General features: G+C 57.4%; 13 protein-coding genes and 1 tRNA gene. 8 read left to right on the plus strand and 6 right to left on the minus strand.

Going from position 1 to position 19,561, the window contains the following annotated elements; all coding sequences use genetic code 11:
* The first annotated feature begins 82 nt into the window (after positions 1-82).
* Positions 83-154: transfer RNA gene (locus tag EU556_RS14940), tRNA-Glu, on the plus strand.
* Between the two features lie 80 nt (positions 155-234).
* On the opposite strand, the gene EU556_RS14945 is transcribed toward EU556_RS14940, so the two are convergent.
* Positions 235-936, minus strand: coding sequence for a dihydrofolate reductase family protein (locus EU556_RS14945; RefSeq protein ID WP_135434953.1), 702 nt, complete (start codon positions 934-936; stop codon positions 235-237).
* 245 nt (positions 937-1,181) lie between these two features.
* On the opposite strand from EU556_RS14945, the gene EU556_RS14950 reads away from it, so the two are divergent.
* From EU556_RS14950 to EU556_RS14960, 3 genes are all read left to right on the plus strand, one after another.
* Positions 1,182-3,257 (plus strand): hypothetical protein, encoded by a 2,076-nt coding sequence (locus tag EU556_RS14950; protein ID WP_135434954.1) that lies wholly within the window; start codon positions 1,182-1,184, stop codon positions 3,255-3,257.
* 188 nt (positions 3,258-3,445) lie between these two features.
* A complete protein-coding gene (locus tag EU556_RS14955) occupies positions 3,446-5,137 on the plus strand; it encodes an MFS transporter (RefSeq protein ID WP_135434955.1) in 1,692 nt (563 codons plus the stop codon).
* A gap of 193 nt (positions 5,138-5,330) precedes the next feature.
* On the plus strand, positions 5,331-7,130 hold the full coding sequence (locus tag EU556_RS14960; protein WP_135434956.1) for an ABC transporter ATP-binding protein: 1,800 nt from the start codon (positions 5,331-5,333) through the stop codon (positions 7,128-7,130).
* A 79-nt stretch (positions 7,131-7,209) separates the two neighbouring features.
* Here EU556_RS14960 and EU556_RS14965 read toward each other — a convergent pair whose 3' ends face one another.
* Positions 7,210-7,677 (minus strand): MaoC family dehydratase, encoded by a 468-nt coding sequence (locus EU556_RS14965; RefSeq protein ID WP_135434957.1) that lies wholly within the window; start codon positions 7,675-7,677, stop codon positions 7,210-7,212.
* Between the two features lie 499 nt (positions 7,678-8,176).
* Between EU556_RS14965 and EU556_RS14970 the strand changes: the two genes are divergently transcribed.
* The gene (locus EU556_RS14970; RefSeq protein ID WP_135434958.1) at positions 8,177-9,061 is read left to right on the plus strand and encodes a M48 family metalloprotease; all 885 of its coding nucleotides are present in this window, start codon (positions 8,177-8,179) and stop codon (positions 9,059-9,061) included.
* A gap of 323 nt (positions 9,062-9,384) precedes the next feature.
* Here EU556_RS14970 and EU556_RS14975 read toward each other — a convergent pair whose 3' ends face one another.
* Positions 9,385-9,879 carry a DUF2306 domain-containing protein gene (locus EU556_RS14975; protein ID WP_135434959.1) on the minus strand — a complete coding sequence of 165 codons (495 nt, stop codon included), beginning with the start codon at positions 9,877-9,879 and terminating at the stop codon, positions 9,385-9,387.
* A 152-nt stretch (positions 9,880-10,031) separates the two neighbouring features.
* On the opposite strand from EU556_RS14975, the gene EU556_RS14980 reads away from it, so the two are divergent.
* Positions 10,032-10,934: a PhzF family phenazine biosynthesis protein gene (locus EU556_RS14980; RefSeq protein WP_135434960.1), complete on the plus strand. Its 903-nt coding sequence runs from the start codon at positions 10,032-10,034 to the stop codon at positions 10,932-10,934.
* Between the two features lie 60 nt (positions 10,935-10,994).
* The gene (gene mutM, locus EU556_RS14985; RefSeq protein ID WP_135434961.1) at positions 10,995-11,816 is read left to right on the plus strand and encodes a DNA-formamidopyrimidine glycosylase; all 822 of its coding nucleotides are present in this window, start codon (positions 10,995-10,997) and stop codon (positions 11,814-11,816) included.
* A 225-nt stretch (positions 11,817-12,041) separates the two neighbouring features.
* Here mutM and EU556_RS14990 read toward each other — a convergent pair whose 3' ends face one another.
* Together EU556_RS14990 and EU556_RS14995 are read right to left on the minus strand one after the other, a co-directional pair.
* Entirely contained in the window at positions 12,042-13,943 is a 1,902-nt protein-coding gene (locus tag EU556_RS14990) for a DUF294 nucleotidyltransferase-like domain-containing protein (RefSeq protein WP_135434962.1), read from the minus strand.
* Positions 13,936-14,637 carry a 3'-5' exonuclease gene (locus tag EU556_RS14995; protein WP_167855590.1) on the minus strand — a complete coding sequence of 234 codons (702 nt, stop codon included), beginning with the start codon at positions 14,635-14,637 and terminating at the stop codon, positions 13,936-13,938. The genes EU556_RS14990 and EU556_RS14995 overlap by 8 nt, the downstream gene beginning before the upstream one ends.
* A 586-nt stretch (positions 14,638-15,223) precedes the next feature.
* On the opposite strand from EU556_RS14995, the gene EU556_RS15000 reads away from it, so the two are divergent.
* The gene (locus EU556_RS15000) at positions 15,224-18,043 is read left to right on the plus strand and encodes a bifunctional transaldolase/phosoglucose isomerase (protein WP_135434964.1); all 2,820 of its coding nucleotides are present in this window, start codon (positions 15,224-15,226) and stop codon (positions 18,041-18,043) included.
* Positions 18,044-18,252: 209 nt separating this feature from the next.
* Here the strand turns inward: EU556_RS15000 and EU556_RS15005 are convergent, their stop codons facing one another.
* The gene (locus EU556_RS15005) at positions 18,253-19,299 is read right to left on the minus strand and encodes an aldose epimerase family protein (protein WP_135434965.1); all 1,047 of its coding nucleotides are present in this window, start codon (positions 19,297-19,299) and stop codon (positions 18,253-18,255) included.
* Positions 19,300-19,561: the final 262 nt, after the last annotated feature.

Consider the following 19,561-nt stretch of genomic DNA (forward strand, 5'->3'; position numbering starts at 1 on the left):
AAAATTTATCAGCCAGGTATTGCGCTGAAGTAAGCCAGCTGTATCTTTGCACCACCAAAACGGAAAACGCTCCGTGTTAACTGGTCCGTTCGTCTAGGGGTTAGGACAGTAGATTTTCATTCTACCAACAGGGGTTCGATTCCCCTACGGACTACAAAAGAAGCCTTCTGCAGACTGCAGAAGGCTTCTTTGTTTTTACACCTGCTGGTGTTTGACAGATCTATTACCGCTGCCTTAGTGGTTGAAGCGGTATTTCAGCCATACTACATCGTTGTCTAGCTGCTGTACCTGCGTGAGGTGCAGCCGGGTGGCAGGGCCTTTGGTCAGGTAGTCGCTTACCTCGAAGGTGGTTGGTGAGTTGGGCGTACCGTCGGCCATAGGCAGCAGCAGCAGACTTAGCTCGTCGATGAGTCCGGCGTTTAATAAAGAGCCGTTCAGGTGGCCGCCGCCTTCCAGCATAAGGGTTTCAATGGGAAACAAATCGGCCAGCTGCTCTACCACGCGAGCAAAATCAAGCTCTTTCTCCCCGCCAAACAGGTAGGAAATCTTTTTTTGCTGCAAGTAATACAGGTAGTCGTCGCTTACTTGCTCGGTTAGCACCTCAATAATATGGTCGCCGCCCGTCTCATTAGAGTCCCAGCCTAGCTTGCCGTGTGCATCAACGGCAATGGCGAAGGAAGTAGCGTCTTTATTACCAATAAACGGTTGCCGAGGAATGGGCTGCGGGGGTGCCTGGGGCGCTGGCTGCACGCCACCCGAGAAGTCGCGCTCCATAGTAATGCGCCCGCACATCCAGGCTTGGCTGGTAAACGTCTCGTGGTATTTCTCGAAGTAGCCAGCATAGGTGTTGGTGAGGTTCTCATCCTTCCAGTTAGCGGACAGGATCTTCCCATCCACCGTGGACATCATGTGGCAGATTATGTGTGGTCTTTTCATAGGAGGTTTATACGGTACACCGGCGGAAAAGAAAGAAACATCCCAAATCCAACCCTTACTGGAAAAACCATAGCTAAGTATTCGGAAGGCTGGGCGGGGGCTGTACCTTTGCCGCGCCTTCGGGGGGTTCGGAGGCTGTGTTTCTTTTGTTTGCTGTGCTGCACTTTACCCGGTTCCGCAGCTTGTGTGCCCTAGCCGCAAGTCTGCTGCTTCTCTGCGCTTTTAGCGCTTCTGCCCAGAGCCCTGTGCTCATTCGCGACCTGAGCCTGCGTACCGACACCACCCGCTACTCGTTGAGCCGCAACTCGGTGCTGGTGCAGAATGAGCCCAACCTCTACTTCTACTACCGTCAAGACGACGAAACGGCCGAGCTACAGGTTTACCCGCAAGACCTGCGGCGGGTGGCCTCGTTGCGGCTGGTTCGCTCCGCGGATTTCACCCTGCTTGATTCACTCATGCCCGCGGAGGGTGGACAGTACCTGCGGGCTAAGTTGCGCTTCAAAGACCTGGGCGCCTCTCGTTTCTTGCGCTTTACGTTTCGCCAACCCGCCGATTCAGCAGGTCAGGCGCCCCTAACGCAAACCATCAACCTGCTGCCGGTTACGCGCACCACGCTTGATTTCCGCCCTGCCGACACGGAACTGTTCATCGGGGAAGAGAAAGTCTTTACTCTCGCCAGCAACTACCCCAAGAACATCCGCCTCTCCCCGGAATGGACGAAAGGCCAGGACATTGATTACCGCCTCGACCAAGAAAACGGTAACCTGCGTCTGCACGTGCTCCCCAATGCCCTAGGCACGCGCCTGCTCACTCTGCGCCCCCAAACGGAGCGCCCCTTCCTGACCGATAACAACCGCCGGGTAAGCTACGCGCTGCCGCCTATTCGGCAGGAGTTTACAGTTAAGGCCTCTCGCCTGCGGTTCCTGAGCGTTGATAAAAAGGAACTGACCTTGGACGATGCTTCCCGCATGAAAGGCGTGGAACTGATTCTGGACAACGGTCGCACTTTCGACCTAAAGAAGACTTATCGAATTGAGGGACAGGAGGAAGCCGGTGGCGCTCTGATTGCCGAGCTGTTTACCCGTCAATACCTCACCAACGACCGGGTGCTGTGCTGGCTACGGGTGTATAACCTGCACCGCCAGACAGACAGCTACCTCTACATCAAGGAAAACGACCAGGCCAAGTACATCACCAACTTCAACATCTCGCCCAAAACCAACATCACGAGCGTGAGCGTGCGCCACCGTGGCGGCGACTGGAACTCTAATACCACCGTGAACCCCGGCGAAACCGTAGATGTACGCCTGGACGGAGAATCGTTGTCGAGGGCGCGGTTTCACTTTGAGGATGTGCAGGTCATTCCCTCCGACTCCAGTATCCGCTCTGATGCCTCGGTAGTGTACCGTATTCAGGTGCCCATTACCATCGACAAGAAGCGCATCACCATTTTTAATGCGGGCCAGCCTACTGGATTTGGCTTGCCGGTGCGGGAGTTCCAGCGCCCCCACCCCCTCGACTTTGTGGGCGTGACCTTTGGGGAGGCACCTAGGCCAGTCACGCGCCTGAACGGCCCAATCCTCTATGACCAAACCATCCGGGACGTGGTGTTCAGCTTCAACTCAGGAGCCATTGACTCAGATCAGCAGCTCTACGGCAAGCAATATCTGACCTTTGAGATTCGCACACAGAACGCCAAAGGCGACCTGATTGAAATGCGCACAGTGGAGAACGTAGTAGTTTGCCCCGACGGCAACTCGGTGCGGGCAGCGTTCTACCAAGACAAACAGTGCCAGGTAGGTAACCTGAGCCTTAACAACCTACTTAGCTCCCGCAAAACGTATGACCTCGACGACTGGAGCAAAATTCTCATTACGGTTAAGCACACCCAAAGCCAGTACCAGGAGCCCGGCTTCACGCAGCGTCTGGAGTTGGTATTGCAGCGTCGTGTGAAGTTTGACATCGACGTTAGTTTTCCTGGTGGCCTACTCACTAAATATAAAAATGAATCTAGCTACACTTCCTTTGGGGGTATCTCACTAGCTATGCTAGGTCAGTTTAGCTTCTATAACCCTAACAAGATCAATAAATTACGACCTTATAAAATAGGTGCAGGCTTTGTGGCGCTCAATGCGTTCAACCTCACTAGAAGCAGTAATGAAGAGGCTAATCGGGATCTGGGCATCGTTATTCTGGGTTCTATCTATCCTACTCGGAGCGACGCCAAGCTAACGTTTCCGCTGTACCTGGGTGGGGGCTTTTTGCTAGGCAAAGGCGTACCTTTTATTCTGCTAGGGCCAGGCATCGGACTACGTTTATAAGCACAATTTTCTTATTTCCTAACAACAGCTCTGGTACTTAACCGGAGCTGTTTTTTTGATGGCTAGGCCACTCTCTGGCGCTGGATGCCCTTGTGAGCTTATCAGTTTACGGGCGCTTGCGTACGTACGGCAGTATTGCTCATGTAGAGTGGCCTAGGCCACTACCCCCCTACTCGCCCCTCCGCCCTATGTCTGCGCCTGTTACTACTCCTACACCGTCCACTGCTGCATCTCCCTTCACGCCGCTCAAGATTCCGTTTTTTCGGATGCTGTGGATTGCGTCTTTTGTGTCGAACATTGGCACTTGGATGCAGAATGTAGGGGCGGTGGGACTGATGACCCAACTCACGCCCTCGCCAGTGCTGGTAGCCCTACTCCAGACCGCCTCGGCGCTGCCGGTATTTCTGCTGAGTCTGCCCGCAGGCGCTCTTGCCGATTTAGTTGACCGGCGCAAGATGCTGCTGCTTACCCAAACCTGGATGGCAGTTACGGCCCTATTGCTGGCCACGGTAACGCTGCTGGGGTACACCACACCCTGGCTGCTGCTGACGCTTACCTTCCTGCTAGGCCTAGGCGGCGCCCTTAATAACCCCGTGTGGCAAACCGTTACGCCGGAACTAGTGCCCCGCACTGAGCTACCGCAGGCCATTGCCCTGAACAGCGTGAGCTTCAACTTGGCCCGCGCCTTTGGGCCCGCGTTAGGTGGCTTGGTCATTGGCTATTTCTCCTCGGGGGCGGCGTTCATGCTGAACGGTATCTCGTTTGTGGCCACCATTTACATGGTCTGGAGCTGGAAACGGGCCCCACAGGCTACCTCGGCCCTGGCCGGAGAACGAATTCTAGCGGCTATCCGTGGGGGTATTCGGTATGCCCGCTTTGCGCCGCCGGTGCAAAATATTTTGGTACGAGGTGTCAGCTTCACCTTCGGGGCCAGTGCCTTGTTTGCTCTAATGCCGGCCGTGGTGGCCCGCCGCCTGCAAGAGCCTACTTCCTTCTACTCGCTGTTGCTTTCCTGTATGGGCTTGGGGGCCGTAATTGGGGCCTTTATTCTACCTCGGCTTAATCAGCGCCTGAACATTAATGCCCGCGTTACGCTGGCTACAATTGCGTTTGCCAGTGGCCTAGGTGGCTTGGCTTTCGTTGATAATCACTGGGTGCTGTATGGGCTGCTCACGCTAGTGGGGCTTGCCTGGATGTTGGTACTCAACTCCTTCAGCGTGGGGGTGCAAACGGTGGTGCCGCGCTGGGTGCAGGCCCGCACCATCAGCCTGTACTTGCTTACCATTCAGGGTGGTATGGCCCTGGGTAGCGTAGTGTGGGGCTCGGTGGCCGAGCGCCTGGGCTTAGCCCCGGCCCTGGCTGGAGCAGCCACTTGGCTTTTACTCAGCACCTTACTGGTGTTCCGATTCTCCTTACGCAACGGCGACGACCTGGACTTCACTCCTGCCCGCCCTCGCATAGAACCCGTGCTGGCGCTAGACCCAATTCCCAATGAAGGCCCAGTCATTATTACGACCATCTACCGGGTAGCCCCCGCCGACCAACGCGCCTTTCTGGGTATCATGGAGCAGTTGGCTCGCATCCGGCGCCGGGAGGGCGCTATCCGGGTGGGTACTTACGCCGATATGGCCGACCCCACCCGATTGGTAGAGTATTTTATGGTAGAATCGTGGGAGGAACATGCCCAGCAGCACGAGCGCGGCGTAGGCCAGGATGAGGACACCCTGAAAAAGCAGGCGCGCCAATTTCATCAGGGGCCAGAGCCCCCCGTGGTTTCGCACCTGCTGGCCCTACACGATACCCCCGGGCCCACCGTGCCGGTCATGGTACCAGGAAGCACCCGCCTAGTAGCTAGCACCGCCGGCGAGGCTACCGCTTAGATAACGAGGGAGGTGGCTCCCCATGCTGCTCAAGCTACAAGCTGCTCGGAAAGCACTCTTCGCTTCGAATTAGGATAGGCTTACAGACAGATGTTTAGCATCGGCGGAGCACAGGCAGTTAGGATATAGATCAATTCCTTTAAAACTTTCTGCCACCGCGGCGCTTATCATCTGAATCTCTCCTCTCTCTTCTATGAAATTGCTTTACGGTTACCTGCGTAACTACTGGGGTCTGCTGATCCTGGCGTTATTGCTGGCCGCCATCAACCAGGTTTTCTCCCTCCTCGACCCCTACCTATTCCGGCGGCTGGTCGACCACTTTGTGCCGAAGGATGGTGGCCTAAGTGGCCTACATTTGGTGCCCTTTTGGCCCTTTTTCCGGGAAGCGGCGCCCTACATTGGTATGATGCTGGGTGTAGCGATGGTGTCACGTATTGCCAAAAACTTCCAGGACTACTACGTCAACGTTATCACCCAGCGGCTGGGGGCCCGCATGTACTCCGATGGGCTACGTCACTCCCTCGACCTGCCCTACCAAGTGTTTGAAGACCAGCGCTCGGGCGAAACCCTGGGTCGGCTCCAGAAGGTACGTATTGATGTAGAGAAGCTTATTCAGAGCTTTGTAAACGTAATATTTACGGCCATTGTGGGCATCACCTTCGTGATGTGGTACGCTATTACGGTGTACTGGCCTATTGCGGTAGGGTACTTCCTGACTATTCCGCTGCTGGGCATTTTGAGCTATTTTCTCAGCAAGCGTATCAAGGTTATTCAGAAAACAATTGTAGCCGAGACGACGGCTTTAGCGGGCTCTACTACTGAAAGCCTGCGCAACATTGAGCTCATTAAAAGCCTAGGCCTAGCCCAGCAAGAAACCCAGCGCTTGAATGGCATCACCGATAAGATTCTGAAGCTAGAGCTGCGCAAGGTCCGCTACCTCCGCTCCTTATCGTTCGTGCAGGGCACGTTTGTGAATCTGCTGCGTAACATTATCATTCTACTGCTGCTGTACCTGCGCGTTCAGAACCACATCAGCCTAGGCGAGTTTTTCTCGTTCTTTATCTACTCCTTCTCCATCTTCGGGCCGCTGCAGGAGTTGGGGGCTATCATTGGTATTTACCGCGAGACGGAAATTTCGCTCGGCAACTTCCAGCAGATTCTGGACACGCCCAAAGATGTAAAGCCCGCCCAGCCTAAATCGGTGGCGCACATTGAAAACCTGGCGTTTGAGCACGTTACGTTTAAGCACCTTACGGCCGCCGGCGCGGCCCTTTCGGATATTTCCTTCAGCACTAAGCTCGGCGAGACCATTGCCTTCGTAGGACCATCGGGCTCCGGTAAAACAACACTGGTGAAGCTGCTGGTAGGCCTGTACCCGCCCCTCTCCGGGCAAATTCTGTATAACGGCATTCCCGCCACCGACATCGACCTCGATGAGCTGCGCGAACAGATTGGCTTTGTCACCCAAGATACCCAACTGTTTGCGGGCACCATTCGGGAGAACCTGCGTTTCGTGGCGCCCCAGGCCACCGACGAGGAGTGCCTGCTGGCTTTGCGACAGGCTGCCGCTCATACCTTGCTGGCGCGGGCCCCACTCGGTCTGGATACGGTATTAGGAGAAGGCGGCGTGAAAGTCTCGGGGGGCGAGAAGCAGCGCCTTAGCATTGCCCGTGCTCTGCTGCGCAAGCCTACTCTCATGGTGTTTGATGAAGCTACCTCGGCCCTTGACTCGCTCACGGAAGAAGAAATTGGCAAGACGGTGCGGGAACTGTCGGGCTCGAGGCAGCACATGACGATTCTGATTGCTCACCGGCTCAGCACCATTCTGCACGCCGACCGCATTTTTGTATTAGAGCGAGGCAACATTGCCGAGCAAGGGCGTCATGAGGAGTTGCTGGCGCAAAAAGGCTTGTATTACGCCATGTGGCGGCAGCAAATTGGAGAACGGCCTCAAGCCGAAATTGCACCCGCCCAAACCATGGCCAAGGTGTAGCCCTAACCTATATCCACCAAAAAAAGCCCACCCGATGATTATCAGGCGGGCTTTTTTGTTGCCGAGCTGATGTACTGGCCTAGCTGTTGAAGTGGTAGAGAAAGGTGATAACGCCCGTGTACGCTGGCTTTTTGCTATCCTGAATGTCGAGCGTTACCTCAATGCGCGCCTTGGCAATGCCGCGCAGGTCTTTCACTGACAGCAGCTTGGCCCGCAGCCGCACGGCGCTTTCTACCGTAACGGCTTGGTTAAAGCGCAGGCTCTCAATTTCATAATTCACCTGCATCTTCAGGTTCTCAATAGTCACAATCTGCGACCATAGGTAGGGCAGCAACGATACTGTAAGGTAGCCGTGGGCAATGGTGGCCTGGAAGGGCGACTCGGTTTTGGCTCGCTCGGCATCGATATGAATCCATTGATGATCGAGGGTAGCATCGGCGAACTGGTTGATTTGCTGCTGCGTGATGGTGTAAAACTCCGAGACGCCCAGCTCCTGCCCTTCGTACTGCTGAAGCTCGGCGAGGCTGCGGATGGTGAGATTACTCATGCGGATGATTGGGTTGAGGCTACTACATGAGAGTAGCGAGGAAAAGAAAGCAGTAACTGTAGAAACGCAGCAGTAACGGCAGAAGGCCTGAGCTGGTTGGAATGGGGGGCCAAGTTAGAAAAAGCCCTGAATGGAAAGCCGTCGGCTGGACAGATTGTCAGTCGAAGCTGCGGCGGCACTTGGTCATACTACATTGCTAACTCAGCGCGTTACTGAGAAGTATAAGGGTGGTATGTGGAGCAGAGCGAAACCCTTACCCTGCGTTTATAAGCTGCTATGTAGCCTAGAACGTATAGATGGAACGGACAACCCTGTAATTGTGTTTAAAAAATAACAACAGCATATTCTCAGAACATTTTACTTGCTTATACCGGGCATCGTAGAAGTGACTGAACCATCGAATATGCATCCTAGAAAACGCCTTCAACCACAAAAAGACAGCACCGATTTTCGGCAAGGTTATTGTCTTTTAGCTTCTACACTCCAATAGGACATTTTCATGAAACGATTCCGTTTATATCGCCAGATTGCGAGCTACCTGATGGTTCTGTGGCTGGCCGTTGGGTCGGCTTCGGCTCAGTCGGCCGCCAGTGGTCAGCGCGACGTGCTGCGTGAAATCACCGACGTGGTAGGCCTGAAGCCTCGCTTCGAGCTCCGCGCCACTTCTGAAGTTCAGAACGCCGCGGCCGTGGTATACGGCGGCAAGCGGTATCTTCTATACAACCCGCAGTTTGTAGGAGCCGTGAACCGGGCTGGCCGCACTGACTGGGCCGGTATCAGCATCTTAGCCCACGAAATGGGTCACCACCTCAACGGTCATACGCTAAAGGCCGGTGGTTCTAACCCTACCGACGAGCTGGAAGCCGACGAGTTTTCAGGCTTTGTGCTCCGGAAAATGGGGGCCAGCTTAGCGCAGGCTCAGGCCGCTATGGCCGTCGTGTCGGATGATGAGGCCTCGCCCACCCACCCCGGCCGTAGCACCCGCCTTACCTCTATTGGGGAAGGCTGGCAGCGTGCCAACCAACAAATTCTAGCCAGCGCCCGCGTGGCTGCCCCTTCGGCTGCTCCAGCCGTGTTGGCTAACCGTGCCACGGCGCCCGTCCGGACGGTGGCTACTTCCGCCTCGCCGGTGAGCATCTTGGGTAAGATTACCTTCCGCAACAACCCCGACATTCCGTACTATCTCACCAACCGCCTGAACGTGGTGAAGATTGACCCCGAAGAGCGCACGGCGCAGGTGGTTGGCCGCATCACTCGTTCCGAGAGTATCAACTACCCTTACGTGTTAGTGGATGGCCAACAGCGCCGCCTGTACATTAGCAAAACCGGGGGCATCTTTGATAACTACGGCCGTCAGGTAGCTATGCTCTCTGACCCTTCGTAACATACTGACTTGCTTCATTCTACCGCCCGCCTTCCGAAGAAAGCGGGCGGTTTTGTTTTAGGGTGGCCTGGATGGGATGCGTATAATTAAAACTATCCACCAACACGACGCTAAGCTTATGCTCTGTGCGGAGTATGCTGAGCCCCAGGCTATCCTCCTTTTTTCCAGCAGCACAACCTGGAATTTCGCTGGACACAGGGCAAGTGGTTTGGCTGTATTCAGCAACCTTATCCAACTAAAGCATGCGGATTGGCAGTGCTTTGACAACCGCACCACTTGGCCAGCATCAGCGCCAGTTGCCTAGTTGTAGTATGCCTGCTGGCTTACACGGAACGCTGCGCTAGGCCTGCACTGGGTTCCCACTGACGGCGCAAACGACTGAACAAGACAGCGCCCGGCAGCAGCACAACCGCCGAGGAAGCGCCGGCCACTTCCCAGAAGTCCAGCCCCGGCACGCGCACCAGCACTTCGGCCACCAGCGCCACGTAGAGCTCCAGCACCGACAAGTACATGAAGCTGTAGTGCAATTGCAGCCAATTGTGAGTAGGCCTCTTGCGCCAGACCGGCAACATACCAGCCAGCAGCGTAGCCGCACTAAGTATAGCCGCCACGTGAAAAATACCGAAGCCGTTGTACTGGCGGTAAATAGCGAAGGAGGTCGTCAGCATTACTCCTAGGCCACCCACGTAGGCGTAGCCCATTTGCCGATGGCGCAGGCCCCTTTTTGGCAGTGCGAGCACTGCAGTTCCCAGCAATAAAGAAAGTACGGCAGCCAGCAGGTGTATCCCTCCCCAGGTGCTATAAACGAGTTGCGGCATGCAGGGTACGATCTGGCTTCAAGGGCCACCTAGCGCGAATGGGCCTTCCGTAACCACAAACAGGTACGCAGCGCAAAGGTTGAGGTTAGCTCAGCTTTATCGAGTTCACATACGTGCGCTCTGTACCTTCGGGCTTCACTTCACATTCCCTTATGGCTTCTTATCCTTTCTTATTGGTTGATGCTTTCACGGATGTGGCGCTGGGCGGCAACCCCTGCGCCGTAGTGCTGGACGCTGACGGGCTCACCGATGAGCAAATGCAGCGCTTGGCCCGAGAGTTTAACCAATCGGAAACCGCCTTTGTACGCCGCTCAGATGTGGCCGAGTTTGGGGTGCGCTACTTCACCCCGGCCGAGGAAATTCCCCTGGCCGGGCACCCTACCATTGCCACCATCACGGCCCTGCTGCACGCCGGCCGGCTAGCGCGTCCCACCCTTCAGCCCCTTACGCTGCAGTTAGAGCTGCTGGAGGGTCCCATCCGGATTGATGTGCTGCCACCAGCTGCCCCGAGTGGCCTAGCGCAAGTCATCATGACGCAGCGCCAGCCGGTGTTTGGGCAGTTGCACGACCCAGCTGTGGTACTACCTCTCTTCGGGCTCACGCCGGAGGATGTGCTGCCTGCTGCTCCGGTGCAAACAGTAAGCACGGGCACGCCCCAGCTCATGGTGCTGCTGCGCGATGCCGCCACCCTCCGCCGCGCCTACCTCCCCGACCCATCTGCGCTGGACGCTTACCGCAGCAGCTCCGACTTCTTCAGCCCCCACCTCTTCTGCCTGGAAGGAGCCACGCTGGCCGGTCAGACGTTTGCCCGCCACTTCTGCACCCCGCCAGACATTCCGGAAGACCCCGTGACGGGTTCGGCTACCGGGGGCATGGCGGCGTATCTATGGCGCTACGGGCACTTATCGGGGCCAGATTTTGTAGCTGAGCAGGGCCATTGGTTGGGCCGTCCCGGCACCGTGCAAGTATCGGTGGTGGGCCCGCCCGATGCCATGGAGGCCGTCCGGATTGGCGGTACCGGCGTGGTGGTGGTAGAGGGCAAGTTGTCGCTCTAGGCCACCTCGGCGGGTGCTTTGCCGTATTGCCAAGGCCCCGCCTCTCACGCAGATTTCGTTATGCCCGAATTACCTGAAGTAGAAACCTACCGCCGCTTTATTGATGAATTGGTGGTGGGTCAGACCATCGTGGCCTTTGAAGTAAAGGATGCGCACGTGCTGGCTACCAGTGAAGACCTGATCCGCCACGCCGTAGTAGGCAGCCGGGTAACCGGCACGCGCCGCCTCGGCAAAAACTGCTTTCTAGAGCTAAGCACCGGCCAGGTACTAGTGCTGCACTTCGGGATGACCGGCGACGTGGGCGCCTACCGCGACGAGCCCGATGCCCCGCGCTTTACCCGCGTGGCCCTACACCTCGACACCGGGCTGCGCGTGGCCTTTGTAGACCCGCGCAAGTTTGGCCGCATTCGGCTGGCGGAAAGCGTAGAGGCCTACCAGAAAGCTAAGAAGATCGGTCCCGATGCCCTGGACATTACCCTCGAGCAACTCAAGGCCAAGCTAGGCCACCGCAAGACCCTCATCAAGCCCTTGCTGCTCGACCAAAGCATCACGGCAGGCCTAGGCAACTGGATTGTAGATGAGGTGCTGTTCCAAGCCAAGATTCACCCCGAGCGGATTGCCAATACTCTTACCGATGAGGAGTTTGAGGCTCTGCACGCAGCCATCCAGCTAGTCCTCACCACGGCCATCAAGCACGAAGCCACGTATCGGCACTTCCCCGCCAGCTTCCTCATCCACGCCCGCGAGTGGGACGACTCCGCCACGCCCGGCTCCGATAAGCACCAGTTCTGCCCCCGCCACACCGACACCGCCATTGCTAAGGACTACGTGGGCGGCCGCGCCACCTACACCTGCCCCGTTTGCCAGCCCGCAGTGAAGTAAGGCAGCTTAAATCAAACGTCCCTTTCTGCCTGTCATGTCGAGCTTGTCGAGACATCTCGCGTGCTGACGGTGGGTAGTATTCAAGCTGGCCTAGAAACAAACACATCATCCTGAGCAGAGCGACGGATCTTACCACGCGTGAACGACTGGCCTAGCGCCTCGTGCTACCGTGAGTAGGTCTTCGCTTCTTTCAGGATGACGTGCTTTTGGGGTGTACGCCTTTACTTACAGCATCTTCGTGAAGCCCACCTTAATTTTTAGCTGGAAGTCGGAAATGACTTTGAAGATTTCTTTTAGGGTTACTTGCTCCACCTGGGTGAGCTGCTTGGGGTCGAGGTAGTTGGTGGGGGCGGTATGGTCGTCGCTGATTTGGCGGGCCTGCTTTTTCAGGCGCATGCCCATCAGGTAGTAGTAGGCCTGTAGTAGTTCTTCATATTCCTTGGCCGTGAACACGCCCCGGTCGCGCAGCAGGGCCAACCGCTCACCAGTGTTGGTGGCGAAGATTTGGTTTTTTAGGGCGTACACCCGCACCAAATCCACAATCGGCGACATGGTTTTCTTCAGGTCGAACACCTGCTGGGTGCCCTGCGTGAACGTGCGGAAACCGCGGAAGAAGGTTAGCGGCGGCTCGTACTGCAGGGCATTCTTGGCCATGAAGAATAAGAACCTATCCAGCGAGCCTTGGAGCTCCTCGTGCAGAAACTCGCGCAGCTCTTCCATAATGCTGGCCTCGCCGTAGAGGTAGCGGCAGTCGAAGAAGGTGGAGAACTTCATCACCGTCTCGGCGTTCGACTCGCTCATCCACTGGTGATAGTTGCGCTTCCAATGCGAGAGGGAATGCGTCCACTTAGGGTTTTTGGCCATGAAGCCGCCCGAGCAGAAGTGCAGGCCGATGTCATTGAGCTGATCAGAAACCGACGTGGCGAAGCGCAGGAAGTACTCCCGCACCAGCTCGCGCTGCTCGTTGGCCTTGTCCTCGTAAATAATGGCGTTGTCTTGGTCGGTGACCAGGGTTTGCTCCTTGCGGCCCTCGCTGCCCAGCACCATAAACACGAACTTGGCCGGGGCCGGGCCCTGCTCGGCCAGCACGCCCTCAATCACTTTCAGGGCAATGGTATCGGCCACGGTGGTAATCACCTGGTTTACGATTTCGGGCTTCACGCCGCGGCTCAGGAGCTGGTTTACCATGTCGGGCACCATGCCCCAGCGGCGCTTTAGCTCACGGGTGCTCTGGGCCAGCTTCACGGCCTGAATGAACATAAACGGCGACTGGGCTAGGTCGCTCAGCAGCTTGTTGCGGCTCAGGAAACCCACGTACTCGCCGCCCTGCTCTACCAGCAAGTAGCGCGTTTTGGTCTGGAACATGAGCAAGATGGCCTCATACACGTAGGCGTCGCGGCGGATAGACACGATGGGCGTATCAGTCACTTCTGAGACTGGCCTAGCGGCATCTAGCTGACGCGCCACCACGTTGTCGCGCAGAGTAATATCGGTTACGTACCCGGCGATTTTGCCCGCCTCATCAGTAACGAACAGGCAGCTGACTTTACCGGCGGCCATGCGCTGGGCGGCCTCGTAAATAGGCGTGGTGCCGGGGCACGACACAATATCGCGGGCCTCCAGGGTTTCGATGCGCCGGGAATAGAGCTGGTCGGCGGCAATGAAGTTCTGCTCGGGGGCGGGCGTGGGCTTCACGAAGTGGGCATACTCCTCATCGAGCATGCGCTGCCCATAGCGGGCGGTGAAGTAATGAAAAAACGGCTCGTAGGCCAGGCACAGGGCCCGGAAGTCGCGGCGCGGCAGGGAGAGTACCTTGGTGCCTTTGTGGGCCAGCACGGTGCGCAACGAGCGTTTCTTGTTCAGCAGAATCGACATGCCCCCGTAGCACGTGCCGGGGCCGTACACCTCGGGTAGGCGCTTCTGCTGCTCGCTGTCATAGAAAAACGTCTCGTACTCCCCTTCCACAATGATATCCAGCCCCCGCAGCTTCGACACGTCTTGCTGATAGATGAGCGCATCTTTGGAGTACTGCACTTCCTGCAGCAAGTCTACCACTCCTTCAAGCACCTCCACGGGCAGCAGGCTGAAGGGCTCAACGGTTTTGAGAAAGGCCAGTCGGTTATCCATAGATCAGGTAAAGTACGAGCAATATAGCAGCCGTGAGCAAGGCGGCTAGCAACGGCCACCGCTTTTGAGGGGAGGCCGGGGGCGGCACCTGCAAGGGCCGCTGCTGTTGCAGCAGCTCGTCGGTGAGCAGGTGCTGCCGCTGCATCTCAAAGTAGCAGTGCGCGGTGGCCTGCGCATCGGCCCAGGCATCGTGCTGCAACACCATGGGCATATGAAACAGCTGCTCGTGCAGCTCCCCCAGCCGCAAATACCGGCGCCCCTGCTGTGGCGGACTGATATGCGTTAGCTGCATGGTGCACAGGGTGGGCAGCGCGGCCAGGGGGTTCTCTAGACCGGCGCGGTAGAAGCCGGCCCCAATCACGTGGAAATCGAGCTGCAGGTAGTGGCCTACCACGAGCGGTTGGTACGTGAGCAAATCCTGGCGTAGGCGTTCCAGCACGTCGCGCAGGTCTTGCCCTTGGGCCTGCAAGAATTCCGGGGTGAGCCCATGAATGGCCACGGCCGAAGCCTGCATGCGGCCGGCAGGCACCCGCAGGTAATGGTTTTCCGACTTCACCAGCTCCCCCTCGGGCGTATACACTCCCCACGCCAATTGCGCAATGTGGGGCCAGTTGCGCTCCGCTGAGTAGGGCTTGTTCCAGCGCTGAGGCAGCCCGGTAGTTTCGGTATCAACAAACAGCAGGAACTCTCTCACCGGGTACGCACTGGAAAATATTGAAGGGAGTTCTTCATGAAATACTGGCTTCGGCTGCCGGAGTGGCCTAGAAGGAAAAAGCCATTGCCCACTTGCTCATAGTTCAGAGTAACAGCCCATGCAGGCATCTGTTTAGGCTTACAAGGAGCCTACTACCAACTTCAAAAATACGGGCTGTAACTGTACCACCGGGCTATGTACAGGCCGATCTGAAAGAAGAGAGTAGCTTGCTAAGAACTGAGCGCTGGATAAAACCGCTTAATATTACACAATCGATTGTGAATATTCGCCCATTATTTTGCGTACTTGCCACCGCGCTACGCGTACCTTAGTCGCCTAGGCCACCTGAGTAGCAGGAGCCACCGTGAGGCAGCCCACATACGCACCTACATAGAGGGCCAAAACAGCGGCGGCAAGGACTTCTGGGCGCATTTGACTTCCCGTCGTGCCCCGAACTTTCGTAGCTTTCCGCCAAAAATCGGGTTTCCGCCATATTTGTAAAACAGCCTGGGCGGCCTGAAATCGGTGCTCTTAGACTGGCCGAGCGCTCACGTAACTTGATCTTGCCCTACATACCTCATTCCTAATGAACGCACTAGTAGAAATTCGCCAATTCAACCAAAGCATTTGGCTCGACTTCATCCGTCGTAAGATTCTGGTAAACGGCGAGCTGCAGAAGCTCATTTCCGAAGACTCCCTGCGGGGCGTGACGTCGAACCCCGCCATCTTTGAAAAAGCCATTGGCGGCTCCGACGACTACGACGCGGCCATTCGCTCCCTGGCCCTGCAGAACAAATCAGTAGACGAAATCTACACCGAGCTGGCTATTGCCGACGTGCAGCTGGCCTGCGACCTGTTCCGCCCGCTTTACGACAGCAACGACAACTCTGGCGACGGCTACGTAAGCCTGGAAGTATCGCCGGAACTGGTGAACGACACCGAGGGTACCATTGAGGAAGGCATGCGCTTCTGGAAAGCCGTAGACCGCCCCAACGTGATGATTAAGGTGCCCGCCACGCTGGAGGGCCTCCCCGCCATCCGCCGCCTCATCTCGGAGGGCATCAACGTAAACGTTACCCTGATCTTCGGGCTGGAGCGCTACCGCGCCGTGGCCGAGGCCTACATTGCAGGCCTAGAAGACCGCGCCGCGGCCGGTTTGCCCATTAATAACATTGCCTCCGTGGCTAGCTTCTTCCTCTCGCGCATTGATGTGCTGATTGACCCCATGCTGGAAAAGCTGGCGGCCGAAGGCGGCGAGAAAGGTGAGCTGGCTCAAAGCCTCGTGGGCGAAGTAGCCCTGTCGAGCGCCAAGCAGGCCTACCAGATCTATAAGGAGATATTCGCCGGTGAGCGGTGGGAGAAACTGCAGCAGAAAGACGCTAACACCCAGCGTCTGCTGTGGGCCAGCACCGGCAACAAAAACCCCAAGTACGACGACCTCAAGTACGTGGAGTCGTTGATTGGGCCGCACACCGTGAACACCATTCCGCTGGAAACGCTGGATATCTTCCGCGAGAAAGGTAAGCCCGCCGTTCGCCTGGAGGAAGGCCTCGAAAAGTCGGCTGACGTGCTGCGCCGCCTGCCGGAGCTAGGCATTAACCTAGAAGAGCTGACCAACCAGCTGGAAACCGAGGGTGCGCAAAAATTCAAGGAGCCCTTTGGCAAGCTGATGGCCGCGCTGGAGAAGCAGCGCCAGGACGCTCTTGCCGAAACCGTAGCCCCCGCAACCTACGAGCTAGGCCAGTACCAGGCCGATGTAGACGCCCAGATCAAGAAGTTTAACGAGCAGAATTTCACCGAAGGCTTCTGGCAGAAAGAAGCTTCGCTCTGGACCCAGGACGCCGAAGCCCAGCAGAGCATCCGCAGCTTCATGGGTTGGCTGCGCGTAGCCGAAACCATGGTAAGCGCCGTGCCCGAAATCGACCAGTTCGTGCAGGAAGTACGCGCCGCCGGTTTCAAGCATGTGGTAGTAATGGGCATGGGCGGCAGCTCTATGGCGCCCATTGTATTCCAGAAGTCGTTTGAGCGCAGCGCCGATGGGCTTGAGCTGTCGATTCTGGACACCACCGACCCCGGCACCGTACGCCAGATTGAGGAAAGCGTACCGCTGACCGAAACGCTGTTCATTGTAGCCAGCAAATCGGGCACCACGGCTGAGCCCCTGGCTTTCGGCGACTACTTCTACGACCGTCTCAAGCAGCTCAAAGGCGACAAAGCCGGCGAGAACTTCGTCGCTATTACCGACCCCGGCTCCAAGTTCATTGAGGCCGCCACGAAAGAAGGCTATCGCAAAATCTTCCTGAACTTCACGGAAGTAGGCGGCCGTTTCTCGGCCCTTACTTACTTCGGGCTGGTGCCAGCTGCGCTCTACGGTATTCCCGTGGGCGAGGTGCTGGAGCGTGCCATCCGGATGATGCGGGCGTGCGGCGCGTACGGCCCCGTAACTGAAAACCCTGGCCTGGAGCTGGGTGCCGCCCTGGGCGTACTGGCCGAGCAAGGCCGCGACAAACTCACGCTGGTGGTGCCGCAGTCCCTCCACGACCTAGGCCTGTGGCTGGAGCAGCTCATTGCCGAAAGTACCGGTAAACTGGGCAAAGGCATTCTGCCGGTAGCCGGCGAGCCGCTGGCCGAGCCGAGCCTCTACGGCCAAGACCGTGTATTTGTGTACGTGGGCTACCAGAACGAAGCCGATGAGGCCAACCAGCAGAAATTGCAGGCTCTGCAACAGGCTGGCCACCCGGTTATCAGCATCCGGATGCAAGAGCCGCTGGACCTGGGCCAGGAGTTTTACCGCTGGGAAGTGGCTACGGCCGTGGCCAGCGCCGTATTCGGCATCAACCCCTTCGACCAGCCCAACGTGCAGGCCGCTAAAACTGCCACCGACCGCCTGATGAAGGAGGTAACGGAAAACGGCCACCTGCCTGAGGAAGAGAAGGCGCTGTCGGCTGATGGCCTCTCCTACTACGGCGTACCCGCCGCTGGCAACGCCAGCGAGCTGCTCACCCACTTCTTCCAGACCAACCCCGGTGACTACGTTTCCATTCAGGCTTACCTGACTGAGTCGCCGGCGCTGAATGAGGCTATGGACCAGCTGCGGGCTCTGCTGCAGAAGCGTCTGCACGTGGCTACCACGTTCGGCTACGGCCCCCGCTTCCTGCACTCAACCGGCCAGTACCACAAGGGTGGTCCCAACACCGGCCTGTTCCTGCAGTTAACTGCCGAGAACCCCAACGATCTGCCCCTCCCCGGCCGCTCGTACACCTTCGGCACACTGAAGAACGCCCAGGCCCAAGGCGACCTGCAGGCCCTGCGCGACTACGACCGCCGCACCCTACGCGTAGACCTCGGTGCCAACCCCGAGCAAGGCGTGCAAAAGCTCATCCAAGAGCTGTCGGCACAGGCCTAGGCCACTGCTTTTGGAATATAAAAAGGGCGACCAGCTAGCTGGTCGCCCTTTTTATTTGTCTTAATTAAGCACCTCTTGTGTAGGCCCCTGAATACTAAGCCCGTCATGTCGAGCTTGCCGAGACATCTCGCGTGCTGACGCTGGATTAGTGTTGCAACGATTCGAGCGAGATGTCTCGACAAGCTCGACATGACCGTTTTTTCAGCTTATTACTGCACGCTGAACCGGTACTCAGTGGTAGACTGATACGTCTGGCCGGGCTGCAGGATGGTGCTCGGGAAGCTGGGTTGATTAGGAGAATCGGGAAAGTGCTGGGTTTCCAGGCAGAAGCCGGCGTTCTTGCCGTACACCACGCCGCCTTTGCCCGTGAGGCTGCCGTCGAGGAAGTTGCCGGTGTAGAACTGCACGCCGGGTTCATCGGTCGTCACTTCCATCACGCGGCCGGTGGTGGGCTCAACCACTTTGGCAATCGGCTGCGGGCCTTGGTTGAGCACCCAGTTGTGGTCGTAACCGCCGGGCACTTGCGCTATCCGCTCCCCGATGGTGTGGGGCGAGGTAAAATCAAATGGCGTGCCCTCCACGGGACGCAGCTCCCCAGTTGGAATGGCGGTATCATCGACTACCGTGTAACGGTCGGCGCGCAGGGTTACCTGGTGGCCTAGCACATCGGGCAGCTGGCCTAGGCCTAGGTTGAAGTAGGCGTGGTTGGTGAGGTTGAGGGGCGTGGCTTTGTCGGTGGTGGCGGTATAAGCGATGCGCAGGGTATTGTCGTTAGTAAGCGTGTACACCACCGTCACCGTCAGGTTGCCGGGGTAACCTTCTTCCCCATCTTTGCTGTGGTAGGTCAGCGTCAGGGTTTGGCCGTCGGCAGAGGTGCCCGGCACGGCTTGCCACAGCACCTTATCAAACCCCTTGGTGCCGCCGTGCAGGCTGTTGGGCCCGTTGTTGATAGCCAGCGTATACTCCTGCCCATCGAGCGTGAATTTCCCATTGGCAATGCGGTTACCGAAACGCCCAATCAGCGCCCCAAAATATGGCCCCGACTTCAGGTAGTTGGGGCTTTGGTAGCCGCTTACATCGTCGAAGCCCAGCACTACATTCCCGAGCTGCCCCTGCTTATCCGGGACCAGCAGGCTGGTTAGGGTGCCGCCGTGGTTGGTGATTGATGCCCGCAGGCCATGCGCATTGGTTAGGGTGAAAAGTTGAACCTCGGTGCCGTCGGTGGTTTGGCCGAAGGAAGAGCTGGGTGCTTGCATAGCAAAATAGGAGTTGATGTATGGCAAATGCCGACTAGAAAACGCTGGCAGCGCAATAGCAGGCAGCAAACCGTGGGAAACGGATTTTATCGCGCAAAGATGTGTAAAGCTGCTTATCGCCTGAGAAGCCAGTTGCAGTCGGCGCCCATCTGAGCTGAGCAGTGGCCTAGCAGGCCAGCAACACTGGGGCGGCCCGGGCGCTTGTGTTACCCATCAGTACGCATCAGCCCTGCCAGGCAGGTGGCCTAGCAGGGCTGAATTA

The sequence above is a fragment of the Hymenobacter fodinae genome, assembly GCF_004745825.1.
Taxonomy (GTDB): domain Bacteria; phylum Bacteroidota; class Bacteroidia; order Cytophagales; family Hymenobacteraceae; genus Hymenobacter; species Hymenobacter fodinae.